We start from the raw sequence: 13,040 nt of genomic DNA, 5'->3' as shown, positions 1-13,040 counted from the left end.
TGTAGTTTCGGATCTGCAGGGTCGAGCGCGGGTCGGGGTGTCAAGCCGTCCCGGGGTTCTTGTCGCGTGCCTCGAGGGCCGCGCGCGCCGCCGCGGTGTCGGGCCGCTTGCGCACGACCCAGTCCTCGATGACGCGTTGTTCGCCCGCCGAGACCGCGAGGGCTCCCGGCGGTACATCTTGCCGCACCACGGTTCCGGCGCCGGTGTATGCCCCGTCGCCGACGCTGACCGGCGCGACGAACATGTTGTCCGAGCCGGTGCGGCAGTGGTCGCCGATCACGGTGCGGTGCTTGGCAACCCCGTCGTAGTTGACGAAGACGCTCGACGCGCCGATGTTGGAGTGCTCGCCGATGGTGGCGTCGCCGACGTAGGTGAGGTGCGGGATCTTGGACCCGGCACCGATGGTCGCGTTCTTGGTCTCGACGAAGGTGCCGATCTTGCCCGCGTCCCCGAGGGCCGTGCCCGGTCGCAGGTAGGCGAAGGGCCCGACGGTGGCCTCGGCGCCGATGACCGCGTCACTGCCGTGCGTGCGGATCACCTGCGCGCCGCGTCCGACGGTGACGTCGGTGAGAGTGGTGTCGGGTCCGATCACGGCGTCGGCGGCGATGTGCGTGCGCCCGTGCAGCTGTGTGCCGGGCGCGATGTGCGCGTCGGGCTCGATGGTGACGTCGGTGTCGATCCAGGTGGTGGCGGGGTCGACGACGGTCACCCCGTCGAGCTGATGACGACGGATGATGCGGCGGTTCAGTTCGGCGCCCAGGGCGGCGAGCTGGGCACGGTCGTTGCAGCCGGCCACGAGCACCGGATCGGCGACGGTGTGTCCGCGGACGGCCCGCCCCTCGCCGCGGGCGATCTCGACGATGTCGGTGAGGTAGTACTCGCCCTGCACGTTGTCCGTCGACAGCTTCGACAACCCGTCGCGCAGCGCAGCGGCGTCGAAGGCGTACACGCCCGCGTTGACCTCGGTGATCGCGCGCTGCTCCGGGGAGGCGTCCTTGTGTTCGACGATCGCGGTGACGGCGTCCCCGTCGCGGATGATGCGTCCGTATCCGGTCGGGTCGTCGGCGACGAAGCTCGTCAGCGTGACCGCGGCCCCGCCGTCGGCGAGATGGGTGTCGATGAGCGCGCGCAGGGTGTCGGCGTCGAGGAGGGGGACGTCGGCAGCGGTGACGACGACGGTGCCGTCGAAGTCGTCGGGGAGCCCGCCGAGGCCCACCCGGGCGGCATCACCGGTCCCGCGGGGCGCGTCTTGTTCGGCGATCCCGATCTCGACGCCGAGGCCTGCCCCGATCTCGCCGATGGCAGCCGAGACCCGTTCGCGTTCGTGGCTGACGACGGCGATGAGATGCTCGGGGTCGATGCCCGCGGTCCCGTGGAGCGCGTGGCCGACGAGCGAGCGGCCGCCGATGGTGTGCAGGATCTTCGGGGTCTTGGACTTCATGCGGGTACCGGCACCCGCGGCCAGGACGATCACGGCCACGGACGGCGACGTTCCCGTCATCGAATGCCCACCCTCTTCCTGATCGGTGACTGCCACGATCATGTCTGTCCGACGGCGCCGGCGGGGGTCGCTGACCGGGTTCGCGGTCGCACGTCGGGTGCGATCCTACGCATCGGTACCCGATGGCAGAAATGCAGCGCGCTGTTTGTGGCGAAACCTCGCGACCGGGCCTGATAGAACACATAGGGACCGCAACGCCGAGCGATCAATCGGTAGATCATTGCCGTTGTCGCTGACGGAACAGGGTGGGTGCGGGGGAACCAACCATGCGCGCCGGAGTTGTCCGGCTCGCGAAACGACCACACGGAGGTAGTGAATGAGCACGCAGAAGACGGCGATCGTCACCGGGGCCGCACGGGGGATCGGTGCGGCGGTGGCCAAGCGCCTGGCCGACGACGGGCTCGCGGTGGCCGTCCTGGACCTCGACGCCGACGCCTGCGCCGACACCGTCAAGGCCCTCACCGACGCCGGTGGCAAGGCGATCGCGGTGGGTGCCGACGTCGCCGACGAGGCCTCGGTGAACGCGGCGGTGGACAAGGTCGTCGCCGAACTCGGAAAGCCGACGGTCGTCGTGAACAACGCCGGCATCACCCGCGACAACCTGCTGTTCAAGATGACCGTTGATGACTGGGATGCCGTCATGGCCGTGCACCTGCGGGGCGCGTTCAACGTCACCAAGGCCGCCCAGAAGTACATGGTCGAGGCGGAGTGGGGACGCATCGTCAACCTGTCGAGCACCTCGGCACTCGGCAACCGGGGACAGGTCAACTACTCGGCGGCCAAGGCCGGCATGCAGGGCTTCACCAAGACCCTCGCCATCGAACTGGGCCGGTTCGGCGTGACCGCCAACGCCATCGCGCCCGGATTCATCGAGACCGAGATGACCGCCGCCACCGCCGAGCGCATCGGCGTGCCCTTCGAGGACTTCAAGCGCGCCGCCGCCGGCCAGATCCCGGTCAACCGCGTCGGCGTGCCCGAGGACATCGCCCACACCGCGTCGTTCTTCATCAGCGAAGGTGCCGGCTTCGTGTCGGGGCAGGTCGTCTACGTGGCCGGCGGCCCCAAGGACTGATCACTCCCAGACGTCGACTCGACTCCCAGACCTCGATCGAAGTCTGTGAGTCGAGTTGACGTCGAGTGGTCACCTGGCGTGAGTGCCCGCGGGCTGTGGCACAATCGTCAGCGCAGTGATCCGCCATGGTGTAATCGGCAACACTCCTGATTTTGGTTCAGGCATTCTAGGTTCGAGTCCTGGTGGCGGAGCTCATGAGTCGCGGCGCAGCCGCGGCCTCCGGAGAGGCTCACGACGAGCAGCGGGTCCCCGGCGAGGCTCAACCCCCCGGGCGCGCCAGTCCCAGATTGTTCCGCAGCGTCGATCCCTCGTAGTCGGTGCGATACACGCCCAGCTCCTGCAGCACCGGCACCACCTCGTCGACGAACCGGTCGAGCCCGCCGGGCACGATGTGGGGCACCAGGATGAAACCGTCGGCGACGTCGGCCTGCACGAAATCGTTGATCGTGTGCGCGATCGTCTGCGGCGAGCCGACGAACGACTGGCGGCCGGTGACCTCGATGATGAGTTCACGCGTCGTCAGGTTCTTCGCCTCGGCCAGGTCGCGCCATTCGCGTGCCACGGCGACCGGGTCACGGTGCATGCGCACGCTCGCGCGTCCCTTCGCGACCGTGTTCTCGCCCGGGATCGGATCCACCTGCGGCAGCGGGCCGTCGGGGTCGTGATCGGACAGATCCCGATTCCACAGCTGTTCCAAGAACTTGATCGCCGTCTGCCCGCTGACCTGTTGCAGGCGCACCTCGTGGGCGAGTTCGGCTGCCTGCGCGTCGGTGTCGCCGACGACGAAGGTGGCAGCGGGCAGCACGAGGAGTTGGTCGGGGCGTCGGCCGTACGTGGCGAGTCGTCGTTTGACGTCGGTGTAGAACGCCCGGCCGGCGTCGTAAGTGGCGTGCCGGGAGAAGATGGCGTCGGCGGTCGCGGCCGCGAACTCCCGACCCTCGTCGGAGTCCCCGGCCTGGAAGATGACCGGCCGCCCCTGTGGCGGACGAGGGGTCGGGAAGTGCCCGCGGATGTCGAACTGTGAACTGGTGAACTCGAATTCACCCGCCTCGAGGCGTGCCAGGAACCGGCCGCTCTCGGCATCGGCGACGACGTCATCGTCGCGCCACGAGTCCCAGAGAGTCGCGGCGGCGGTGAGGAATTCCTTGGCGCGCGCGTACCGTTGGTCCTCGGGCAGGTAGCCGCCACGGCGGAAGTTCTCGCCGGTGAACTCGTCCCACGAGGTCACCACATTCCAGGCCGCGCGTCCGGCGGACAGATGATCGAGGGTGGCGAATTGCCGTGCGACGTCGACGGGTTCGTTGAAGGTCGAGTTGATGGTGCCGGTCAGGCCGAGGTGGGTGGTGACCGCGGCCAACGCCGACAGCACGGTGAAGGTGTCCGGTCGACCGACCACGTCGAGGTCGTAGATCAGCCCGTTCTGCTCGCGGAGCCGCAGTCCCTCGGCGAGGAAGAAGAAGTCGAACTTCCCGCGCTCGGCGGTCTGTGCGAGGTGGACGAACGAGTCGAACTCGATCTGGCTGCCCGACGCCGGGTCGCTCCACACCGTGGTGTTGTTGACCCCGGGGAAGTGGGCGGCGAGATGGACCTGTTTGGTCATACGACACCGGCCTTTCCAGTGGCGAAACGATTGGACGGGCGCGCCAGGCCGAGGTGCCCGCGCAGCGTCGAATGGCTGTACTCATCGCGGAACAGGTTGCGGCGCCGGAGTTCCGGTACGAGCTCTCGGGTGATTGCGCGCAGGTCCTCGGGCAAGGCGGCCGGGTGCAGTCGTATTCCGCTGATCCTTGCCACCGCGGCCCAGCGCTCGATCTCGTCCGCGAGCCCGACCGGTGTGCCGGTGAAGACCGCGCTGTCGGGCGTGAACGGTCCATCGGCTAAGTCGTCGAACCGCGCCCGACGGTCGTCGGCCTCCGCCTCCGATGCGGCGAGCACGACGAACAGGTCGACGAACAGGAGTGCTGGATCGGTGATCTCGCGACCGGCGTCGGAGTGTGCGGTGCCCACGGCGTCCGCCGCGCGTACGGCGTCGTCGACGTCGCGCGGGCTGATGAACCCGAGGTCGGCGCCCCGACCGATCAGCCGCAGATCGGTGGGGTGGGCGCCGGTCGCGGCGATGACCGGCCGGCCCTGCGGCGGGCGCGGCGTGATGGCGGGGCCGCGCACCGAGAAATGATCCCCGGCGAAGTCGATGTAGTGCAGCTTGTCCCGGTCGACGAAGCGACCGGTTGCGACGTCGCGGATCTCGGCGTCGTCCTCCCACGAATCCCAGAGCAGACCGAGCACGGTCGCGAAGTCGAGGGCCTCGGACGCGAGATCGGCGAGCACCGCCGGATCGTCGGGAAATCGTCGTCGGCCGAACAGCGCGGCCTCGTCCGGGTCCGCGGTCGTACGCAGCAGGACCCCGGCGCGACCCTGACTCACATAGTCGAGGGTCGCGATCGCCTTGGAGACGTGGAACGGCTCGGTGTGGGTGGCGGTCGCCGTCGGGATCAGCCCGATCGAACGGGTCGTGGGAGCGAGACGGGAGGCGAGTAGTACCGAGTCGAGTCCTCCCGTCGCCCGGTCGGTGCGGGGATGCCCGCGATGCAGGGCGAAGGTATCCGCGAGGGTGACGAAGTCCAGGACCCCGGCTTCGGCCTCGCCGACCAGTTGCTGCCAGTGCGCCGCTGTCGTGAGCGCGTTTGCCCGGGCCCCGGGCGCACGCCACGCACCCGGATGCGACCCGCAACCGTCCAGCGCCACGGCGACGCGTACGTGTTCGGTCATCGAGTCTCCCCTCGAGTCGTGTCGTCGATGTGTGTCTCCGTCTCGAACAGTGGCGGCATGACACGGGATTCCAGGGCCCGGTCATCGGATCGGCGTGGGCCTAACCCTTCCGATGTCCCGCCGATGCCGCTTCGGTGATCAGGATGAGGTGTGTTCGGCACAGGACTCGAGACGGTCGGGGAGCGGTATGACGGGACATGAACCCATACCGCTGTCGGTGCTCGACCTCGCGCCGGTCACCGAGGGAAGTGACGCGGCGACGGCGGTGCGTCGCAGCGTTGCCTTGGCCCGGCACGCCGAACGTCTGGGATATCACCGCTTCTGGCTCGCCGAGCATCACTTCGTGGCAGTGGCCAGCTCGTCGACGACCACGCTCATCGGACTCATCGCCGGCGCGACCGAGTCCATCCGCGTGGGATCTGCGGCGGTCCAGAGCGGCCTGCACACCCCGGTGTCGATCGTGGAGGCCTTCGGGACCATCGACGCGCTCCACCCTGGCCGACTGGACCTGGGTCTCGGTCGTTCCGCGCAGCGTCGCACCGAGTTGGCGACCGCCGACCGGAAATCCGCACCCCGCGAGCCCGCACCCCGACAGCCCGACGAGGTCGTCGACGGCCTGCTCATACCGTCGCCGTTCCCCGTCGAGTCGATCCTCAACGCACCGCGGGTCGTCGCCGCGTTCGAGGCCTCGCAGTTCGACGGTGGGTCGCCGCCGGACTTCGACGACGCCGTCGGTGATGTCCTGGCGCTCCTGACGGGCGGGTTCAGTCACCGCGACGTCGAACTGACCGCGGTGCCGGGGCAGGGCGCCGACGTGGCGGTCTGGATCTTCGGGAGCAGCAAGGGGCAGAGCGCCCAGACCGCAGGTGCGCGCGGGTTGCCGTTCGTCGCCAATTATCACGTCAGCCCGAGCACGGTCCTGGAGGCCGTCGAGGCATACCGAAGTGCGTTCCGGCCGTCGCCGGTCCTGGCCGAGCCGTATGTGGTCGTCTCCGCGGATGTCGTTGTCGCCGCTGATGAATCGACCGCACGGCACCGTGCATCCACCTACGGACACTGGGTGTACGGCATCCGCAGCGGAGCCGGCGCGCAACCTTACCCGGACCCTGACACGGCACGGCCGCTCGACGATGACGCGCTCCCGCTGGTCGACGATCGCGTGCGCACCCAGTTCGTCGGCGACCCCGACACCGTCGTGGACGGGCTACGCACACTCGTGCGGGTGACCGGCGCCGACGAACTGCTCGTCACCAGCGTCACCCACGACTTCGACCATCGGCTGGCGTCGCATGAATTGCTGGCGGCCGCATGGGGATTGCGACGGAAGTGAGATGACCGGCTATGCGGCAGAGGGTTTCGGACGACGCGCCGGTGGGCGGTCGTCGTTGAGGGCGCTGCTCACCGGCATCCGGCGTCGTGTCGACGTGGACCTTCTCGCCGTGTGTGCGGCGCTGCATCCGGAGGCACCGCCCCTGGGTCTCCCGTTGGAGTCAGCAAGAACGGTCGGCCGCGGAAAGGTCTCATAACCGGGTCCCGGTGGCACCATGAGGTTCTCCGGTGACGACGGTCGTCGCCGACGAGCAGCCACGAGGACGCCCACCATGTACGAGACCCCGGATGAACTACACGAACTGCAGACCCTTCTCGACGCGTCCCTGTCCCGATCGACTGATCATCTGCGGTCCATCATCAGCAGCGAGAACACGGTCGGCGCACCGCAATTGGTCGACATCCTGACGGGCATGCGTGTTCTCGCGCTCTCGACCGTGACCGCGGCGGGCGAGCCGAGGATCAGCGCCGTCGACGGGCATTTCCTCCACGGGAAGTGGATCTTCGGCACGGCGCGCACAGCTGCGAAGGCTCGGCACCTCGCCGCCCGTCCGGCCGCCAGCGCGGCTCACATCCAGGGCGAGGAGCTCGGGGTGTTCACGCACGGGACGGTCGAGATCCTCAATCCGCTCGACGGCGACCGCGCCGATGACTGGCCCGAGTTGGTGGCCCACTTCAAGACGATCTACGGCGACGATGCGTTCGACTGGGACGTCGAGGTCATCTACTTTCGCCTGCACCCGCATTGGATGACGGTCTACGCACCGAACCAGTCTCATTGACTGTGAGTCGACGGTCAGTCGACCGGGACGATGAAGCCTTCTTTCACGAGCCAGTCGTAGGCGACGTCGGAGGGGTCGGCGCCGTCGATGTCGATGAGTCCGTTGAGTTCCTGCATGAGCTCGTCGGTGAGTTTCGCCGACACGGGAGCCATGAGTTCGGCGATTTCCGGGTTCGCGTCGTTGACGCCGGTGCTCACCACGAGGCAGCCGCTGTAGGGCAGGAAGAACTTCTTGTCGTCTTCCAGGACGACGAGGTCGAGGTTCTTGATCCTGCCGTCGGTGGAGTAGACCATGCCGAAGTTGCAGGGTTCGCTCCGTGCGGTCGAGGTGTAGACGACGCCGGAGTCCATGGTCGTCACGTTGCTCTTGGGCACGCCGCCGGGGGCGTCGAGCGGGATGTCGTATGCCTCCAGCATGGGGATGAAACCGTCCGCGCGCGAGAGGAACTCATCGTTGATGCAGAACGTCCGCTCGGATTCTGGCAGCTTCGCGATGTCGGACATCTTGGTGACGTTCAACCGCTCGGCCGTCGGCGCCGAGGCGGCGAATGCGTAGGTGTTGTTGAACGACGAAGGCGGGAGCCACTCGACACCGTTGGCGCGTTCGGCGTCACGGACGCGCTCGTACAGCTGCTGCGGATCCGCGATGGTCTCCGTCTCACCGAGATAGGTCTGCCAGGCGGTGCCTGTGTACTCCCACACGATGTCGGCGTCACCGTTGAGAACCGCTTGCCGCGAGGACATCGAACCCGGCGCGTTGGTGAGGTCGTCGACGTCGGCCCCGGCCGCCGCCAGATACGTCGCGGTGATCTTGCCGAGCAGGACCTGTTCGGTGAAGTTCTTCGACGTCACGGCGACCGACGTACCCTCCAGCGGGCGTTCACCGCCGGGAAGGGAAGCGGGACGGAAGGTTCCGGACGAACTCACCAGACCACACGCCGACAGCGTCATCACGAGGGCCGCCGACGCGGCCAGGATTGCGAGTGCCCGGGAGCGCAGCGTGCGGGCCGAATGTGACCGGCGCCGGGAGCGCAGCGAGCGGGCCGAATGTGACCGGCGCCGGGAGCGCAGCGAGCGGGCCGACTGCGACCGTGTCATCATGCGATCCCCCGTGGTGTCGCGACGAGTTCGACGAGGCGCCCGAGCCAGTCGATCGTCATGGCGAGCAGGGCGACCAGGATCGCGCCCGAGACCAGCAGCTTGGGCAGGAACAGCGTGATGCCGGTGGTGATGAGTGTGCCTAGGCTGTTCGCGCCGATGAACGTGCTGAGGGTGGCGGTGCCGACCAGGATCACCAGTGCGGTCCGCACCCCGTTGAGGATGACGGGTACGGCGAGCGGGAGTTCGACCTGGACGAGGGTGCGGACGGCGGACAGGCCGATGCCCCGGGATGCCTCGACGGTCCGTTGATCGACCTGACGTAATCCGACGATGGTGTTCTGCAGGATCGGGAGCACGGCGTAGACGACCAGGCCGACGACGGCGGTGTTGAACCCGGTCCCGAGCCAGAAGGTGAACAGCACCAGCAGACCGATCGCCGGCGCCGCCTGCCCGATGTTGGCGATGTTCACCGCGATCGGGTTCAGCCACCGGAGCGACGGTCGGGTGAGCGCGATACCCAGTGGGATCGCGATCACGACGACGATGACGGTGGCGACGAGAGTCAGTTGGATGTGATCGAGGATGGTGGCGCGCAGCGCGGCCCACGACATCGACGCGCTCTCGGTGGTGGTGAACGTGGTGTTCGCGTACCAGATGGCGAAACCCACGCCGACGACCACGATCACGAGCGGTTCGAACCACACGTCGATGGGGATACGGGAGAGCCGTCGTCGAAAGCCGCTCGGGACCGTCTCCGGGGCAGGCGGTTTCGCGGTCTCGGTGATCCTCGCCTCTTCGGCGATGAAACCCGTCACCGCTCGGCGCTCGTCTCGGGTGTGCCCACCGGCGCTGTCGCGGAACCGGCGCCTGCGGCCGGTTCCGGGCCGGGCTCGTCGTCGGCCGCGACGACCGGGGTCTCGACGGGAGCCGAACCCTCGGCGTGGTCGAGATAGCCGCCGTGGTCGTCGTCCTCCCGCACCGTCGCGAGTTGGCCGCGGATCGCTTCCATCACCGAGGCGATGTTCAGCGCACCGACGACCGCGCCGCGTCCGTCGGTGACGAGCACGCCGCCCTGGCTCGTCGCGAGCATCGAGTCGAGGGCGTCGTTCAGCGTCGAGGACTTGGCGACGACCGGGAGGCGATGGTCGAGGTAGTCGGAGACCTCCGGCTTGGCGCGGATCTCCTCGACCGACGGCCATGCGCGTGGGCGGCCGTGTTGGTCGACGACGGCGACCCAGTCCTCGCCGGCCGCCTTCGCGCGGGTCACCACGGCACCGGACGGTTCTCCGACCCGGGCGGTGATCACCTCTTTGAAGTCGACATCGCGGACGCGGGTGAGGGTCAGGTGGGCGAGAGTCGCGCCCGATCCCACGAACTCCTCGACGAACGGGCTCGCCGGATTGGCCAGGATCTCCTCCGGCGGCGCGAACTGTTCGATCTGCCCGCCCTCGGAGAGGATCAACACCTTGTCGCCGAGTTTGGTCGCCTCCTCGAAGTCGTGGGTGACGATGACGATGGTCTTGGCCAGCTCGTGCTGGATCGCGATCAGCTTGTCCTGCAGGCGTGCTCGGGTGATCGGATCGACGGCGCCGAACGGCTCGTCCATCAGCAGCACCGGGGGATCGGCGGCGAGGGCGCGTGCGACGCCGACCCGCTGCTGCTGGCCGCCGGACATGTCCTTGGGGAGCCGGTCGGCGAAGGTCGCGGCGTCGAGTCCGACGAGGTCGAGCAGGTACTCGGTGCGCTCGGCGATACGTTTCTTGTCCCAGTTCAGGATTCGCGGGATGGCGCCGATGTTCTTGCTCACCGACCAGTGCGGGAAGAGGCCGCCGGACTGGATGACGTAACCGATGGACTGCCTCAGCTTGTCCGGGTTCTCGGCGGTGACATCGCGTCCGCCGATGTAGATGCGACCCTCGGTGGGTTCGATGAGGCGGTTGATCATCTTCAGCGTCGTCGTCTTGCCACATCCGGACGGGCCGACGAAGGCGACGATGTCGCCGGCGTCGATCTCCAGGTCGAGACGGGCGACGGCCGGCGTGGTGGCTCCTCGGTAACGTTTGGCCACGCCGTCGAGCCGGATGGACTCGCCGGTGACGTTGCGGTTGTTGCCGTTCGGCGCGGACGAGGTGGCGGAGTCGGTCATGAGAGTCCCTTGGAGATGGTGAGTCGGCCGAGCAGAACCAGGAGAGCGTCGAAGACGAGGGCGATGATGACGATCAGGATCGTTCCGGCGAGCGCCATTTCGAGTGCATTGGCACCACCGAGGCGGGAAAGCCCGTTGAAGATCAGCGATCCCAGGCCGGGGCCGAGGACGTAGGCGACGATCGCGGCGACACCGACGATCATCTGGGTCGACACGCGGATGCCGGTCAGGATCACCGGCCAGGCGATCGGCAACTCGACGGTGAGCAGGATGCGCCATCTCGAAAGCCCGATGCCGCGGGCGGATTCGACCACGGCCGGCGGCACGGACCGTAGACCGACGACCGCGTTGCCGATCACCGGCAGCGTGGCGAAGAAGGCCAGCATCAGAAACGACGGCGTCACACCGAGTCCGAACGGCACGATCAACAGGGCCAGGAGGGCAAGCGACGGAATGGTCAGCGCCACACGGCTCGACGTCAGCGTCAGCGCGCTGGCGAGCGGGAGGCGATAGACCACGGCGGCGATGAGGATCGCCACGGCCGTACCCACGAGCACTGTCTGAAATGACAGAGACGCGTGTTGATAGGTCAGAAAAGTGAGTGATCGGGCGTTCTCGCTGAGGTAATCCCACAATTGCACTGTCGGTGTCCCATCCCCGGTGTCCCATCCCCGATGTCCCACCCCCGGTGTCTGCGTCGACATTACGCAGAGTTGAACGAGACTGCCGACATTTGGACCGATCCAGTGTGACTTTCACGCGGCGTGGGTCGATCTCCGCTCGACTCGGTGCCATCCTGGATGGGTGAGTGAGACTGCGCTGACCAGCTCGGAGGTCGGACCCGACGACGATCGGGCCCACCTGGCCGAGGCCGTGCGTTCCTGGACGCGCATCGTCGCCTGGGTGCTGAGTGTCGGCGGGGCCATCGGCTTCGTCGCGGCGTTCGTGCTGACCGTGGAACGATTCGAACTAGCGGCCGACCCCGACTACGTGCCGTCCTGCAACTTCAATCCGGTGCTGAGCTGTGGTTCGGTGATGGCGCAGCCGCAGGCGGCGCTCTTCGGGTTCCCCAATCCGCTGCTCGGGATCGCCGGTTTCGCGGTCGCGATCACCACCGGGATGGCCTTGCTGGCCGGGGCGCGCCTCGCCGGCTGGTACTGGGCGGGGCTACAGGTCGGGGTCACCGCGGCGATGGTCTTCATCGGGTGGCTGATCTATTCGAGCCTCTACTCGATCGGGGCGCTGTGTCCCTACTGCATGGTCGTCTGGGCGGTCACACTGCCGATCTTCGTCCTGGTCAGCGTGCGCAACGCGCACGCGAGCGGTCTCACCTCGCGGTCCCGTGTCGCGCTCGCCCTGGCCCGCAATCACGCCCCCATCCTCGTCGCGGCGGTCGGCCTCGTGATCGTGCTGATCGCGGTGCGATTCTGGTCGTACTGGTCCAGCCTGTACTGAACCCGACCTCGCGCGACCGCTCGGAATCTCCCGAGATGCACCACTACGCTGGGCCCATGGCTATCGGGCGTCCATCGGAGGGTTCGGCGGAGGTGCAGCGCGCGCCGCGGGCGCGGATGACCGGCGCGCAACGGCGATTGCAGCTCATCGAGGTGGCGCGCGGACTGTTCGCCGAACGGGGTTTCGAGGGCACGTCGATCGAAGAGATCGCGCAGCGCGCCGGAGTCTCGAAACCTATCGTCTACGAGCACTTCGGCGGCAAAGAAGGTCTGTACGCGGTGGTCGTCGACCGTGAGATGGAAACCCTGCTGGAGATGGTGACCTCGTCGCTGTCGAAGAACCGCTCGCTCTATCGCATCCAGCAGGTCGCACTCGCGCTGCTGACGTACATGGAGGAGCGAACCGACGGCTTCCGCATCCTGGTCCGCGGCGACAGCACCGCGAGCACGGACGAGACGGCGACCTACTCGAGTCTCCTGAACGACGCGATCAGTCAGGTCGAGCACATCCTGGCCGGGGACTTCGAACGACGCGGCTTCGATCCCGCCCTCGCACCGCTCTACGCCCAGGCGCTCGTCGGGATGGTGTCGGTGACGGCGCAGTGGTGGCTCGACGTCCGCGAACCGTCGAAGGAGGTCGTGGCGGCACACCTGGTCAACCTGTGCTGGAACGGGCTCACCCGACTCGAACCCGATCCCGAACTCGTCGGGCCCGACTACGTCGAATCGCGCAAGCGGACCACCGTCGACGACGCCTGACCGGGGGCCGCTCGCGTCCCGGCCCAAACCCGACCCGAGGTGCACGGCGGTGTGCCCCAACCGCGTCTATTGTTGATTCACTCTGCGTCCCCCGGCCGGAAGGATCAACCGATGTCGACCCCGCACGG

The 13,040-nt window shown here is 67.8% G+C and carries 12 protein-coding genes and 1 tRNA gene; 6 read left to right on the top strand and 7 right to left on the bottom strand.

Annotated features, from left to right (window positions below):
* Nucleotides 1–40 precede the first annotated feature (40 nt).
* On the bottom strand, nt 41–1,501 hold the full coding sequence (gene glmU, locus B1818_RS05740; RefSeq protein WP_078112213.1) for a bifunctional UDP-N-acetylglucosamine diphosphorylase/glucosamine-1-phosphate N-acetyltransferase GlmU: 1,461 nt from the start codon (nt 1,499–1,501) through the stop codon (nt 41–43).
* Between the two features lie 316 nt (nt 1,502–1,817).
* Between glmU and fabG the strand changes: the two genes are divergently transcribed.
* A complete protein-coding gene (fabG, locus tag B1818_RS05735; protein WP_078112139.1) occupies nt 1,818–2,573 on the top strand; it encodes a 3-oxoacyl-ACP reductase FabG in 756 nt (251 codons plus the stop codon).
* 119 nt (nt 2,574–2,692) lie between these two features.
* Nucleotides 2,693–2,764 (top strand) — tRNA-Gln (locus B1818_RS05730).
* 68 nt (nt 2,765–2,832) lie between these two features.
* On the opposite strand, the gene B1818_RS05725 is transcribed toward B1818_RS05730, so the two are convergent.
* Together B1818_RS05725 and B1818_RS05720 are read right to left on the bottom strand one after the other, a co-directional pair.
* The gene (locus B1818_RS05725) at nt 2,833–4,173 is read right to left on the bottom strand and encodes an NtaA/DmoA family FMN-dependent monooxygenase (RefSeq protein ID WP_078112138.1); all 1,341 of its coding nucleotides are present in this window, start codon (nt 4,171–4,173) and stop codon (nt 2,833–2,835) included.
* Nucleotides 4,170–5,342, bottom strand: a complete 1,173-nt coding sequence (locus tag B1818_RS05720; RefSeq protein ID WP_078112137.1) for an LLM class flavin-dependent oxidoreductase — start codon at nt 5,340–5,342, stop codon at nt 4,170–4,172. The genes B1818_RS05725 and B1818_RS05720 overlap by 4 nt, the downstream gene beginning before the upstream one ends.
* Nucleotides 5,343–5,529: 187 nt before the next feature.
* On the opposite strand from B1818_RS05720, the gene B1818_RS05715 reads away from it, so the two are divergent.
* Together B1818_RS05715 and B1818_RS05710 are read left to right on the top strand one after the other, a co-directional pair.
* Nucleotides 5,530–6,672: an LLM class flavin-dependent oxidoreductase gene (locus B1818_RS05715; protein ID WP_078112136.1), complete on the top strand. Its 1,143-nt coding sequence runs from the start codon at nt 5,530–5,532 to the stop codon at nt 6,670–6,672.
* Nucleotides 6,673–6,943: 271 nt separating this feature from the next.
* The gene (locus tag B1818_RS05710; protein WP_078112135.1) at nt 6,944–7,453 is read left to right on the top strand and encodes a pyridoxamine 5'-phosphate oxidase family protein; all 510 of its coding nucleotides are present in this window, start codon (nt 6,944–6,946) and stop codon (nt 7,451–7,453) included.
* Nucleotides 7,454–7,467: 14 nt separating this feature from the next.
* On the opposite strand, the gene B1818_RS05705 is transcribed toward B1818_RS05710, so the two are convergent.
* The 4 genes from B1818_RS05705 to B1818_RS05690 form a co-directional block, all read right to left on the bottom strand.
* On the bottom strand, nt 7,468–8,403 hold the full coding sequence (locus B1818_RS05705; protein ID WP_078112134.1) for a glycine betaine ABC transporter substrate-binding protein: 936 nt from the start codon (nt 8,401–8,403) through the stop codon (nt 7,468–7,470).
* A gap of 146 nt (nt 8,404–8,549) precedes the next feature.
* The gene (locus B1818_RS05700) at nt 8,550–9,368 is read right to left on the bottom strand and encodes an ABC transporter permease (RefSeq protein ID WP_078112133.1); all 819 of its coding nucleotides are present in this window, start codon (nt 9,366–9,368) and stop codon (nt 8,550–8,552) included.
* The gene (locus tag B1818_RS05695; RefSeq protein ID WP_078112132.1) at nt 9,365–10,699 is read right to left on the bottom strand and encodes an ATP-binding cassette domain-containing protein; all 1,335 of its coding nucleotides are present in this window, start codon (nt 10,697–10,699) and stop codon (nt 9,365–9,367) included. The genes B1818_RS05700 and B1818_RS05695 overlap by 4 nt, the downstream gene beginning before the upstream one ends.
* Entirely contained in the window at nt 10,696–11,340 is a 645-nt protein-coding gene (locus tag B1818_RS05690; RefSeq protein ID WP_058250824.1) for an ABC transporter permease, read from the bottom strand. Before B1818_RS05690 ends, B1818_RS05695 begins: the two co-directional genes overlap by 4 nt.
* Nucleotides 11,341–11,503: 163 nt before the next feature.
* Between B1818_RS05690 and B1818_RS05685 the strand changes: the two genes are divergently transcribed.
* The gene (locus tag B1818_RS05685) at nt 11,504–12,154 is read left to right on the top strand and encodes a vitamin K epoxide reductase family protein (RefSeq protein ID WP_078112131.1); all 651 of its coding nucleotides are present in this window, start codon (nt 11,504–11,506) and stop codon (nt 12,152–12,154) included.
* Between the two features lie 56 nt (nt 12,155–12,210).
* Nucleotides 12,211–12,912, top strand: coding sequence for a TetR/AcrR family transcriptional regulator (locus B1818_RS05680; protein WP_068971913.1), 702 nt, complete (start codon nt 12,211–12,213; stop codon nt 12,910–12,912).
* Nucleotides 12,913–13,040 lie beyond the last annotated feature (128 nt).

Source organism: Gordonia sp. IITR100 (assembly GCF_002009645.1).
GTDB lineage: Bacteria > Actinomycetota > Actinomycetes > Mycobacteriales > Mycobacteriaceae > Gordonia > Gordonia hongkongensis.
The sequence above is the reverse complement of the archived record's forward strand: the minus strand, read 5'-3'. Positions and strand labels throughout refer to the sequence as shown.

What these genes read in the sequence shown, in the direction of transcription:
- glmU (WP_078112213.1), bottom strand. Translation starts at nt 1,501, where the DNA reads ATGACGGGAACGTCGCCGTCCGTGGCCGTGATCGTCCTGGCCGCGGGT.
- fabG (WP_078112139.1), top strand. Translation starts at nt 1,818, where the DNA reads ATGAGCACGCAGAAGACGGCGATCGTCACCGGGGCCGCACGGGGGATC.
- B1818_RS05725 (WP_078112138.1), bottom strand. Translation starts at nt 4,173, where the DNA reads ATGACCAAACAGGTCCATCTCGCCGCCCACTTCCCCGGGGTCAACAAC.
- B1818_RS05720 (WP_078112137.1), bottom strand. Translation starts at nt 5,342, where the DNA reads ATGACCGAACACGTACGCGTCGCCGTGGCGCTGGACGGTTGCGGGTCG.
- B1818_RS05715 (WP_078112136.1), top strand. Translation starts at nt 5,530, where the DNA reads ATGACGGGACATGAACCCATACCGCTGTCGGTGCTCGACCTCGCGCCG.
- B1818_RS05710 (WP_078112135.1), top strand. Translation starts at nt 6,944, where the DNA reads ATGTACGAGACCCCGGATGAACTACACGAACTGCAGACCCTTCTCGAC.
- B1818_RS05705 (WP_078112134.1), bottom strand. Translation starts at nt 8,403, where the DNA reads ATGACGCTGTCGGCGTGTGGTCTGGTGAGTTCGTCCGGAACCTTCCGT.
- B1818_RS05695 (WP_078112132.1), bottom strand. Translation starts at nt 10,699, where the DNA reads ATGACCGACTCCGCCACCTCGTCCGCGCCGAACGGCAACAACCGCAAC.
- B1818_RS05680 (WP_068971913.1), top strand. Translation starts at nt 12,211, where the DNA reads ATGGCTATCGGGCGTCCATCGGAGGGTTCGGCGGAGGTGCAGCGCGCG.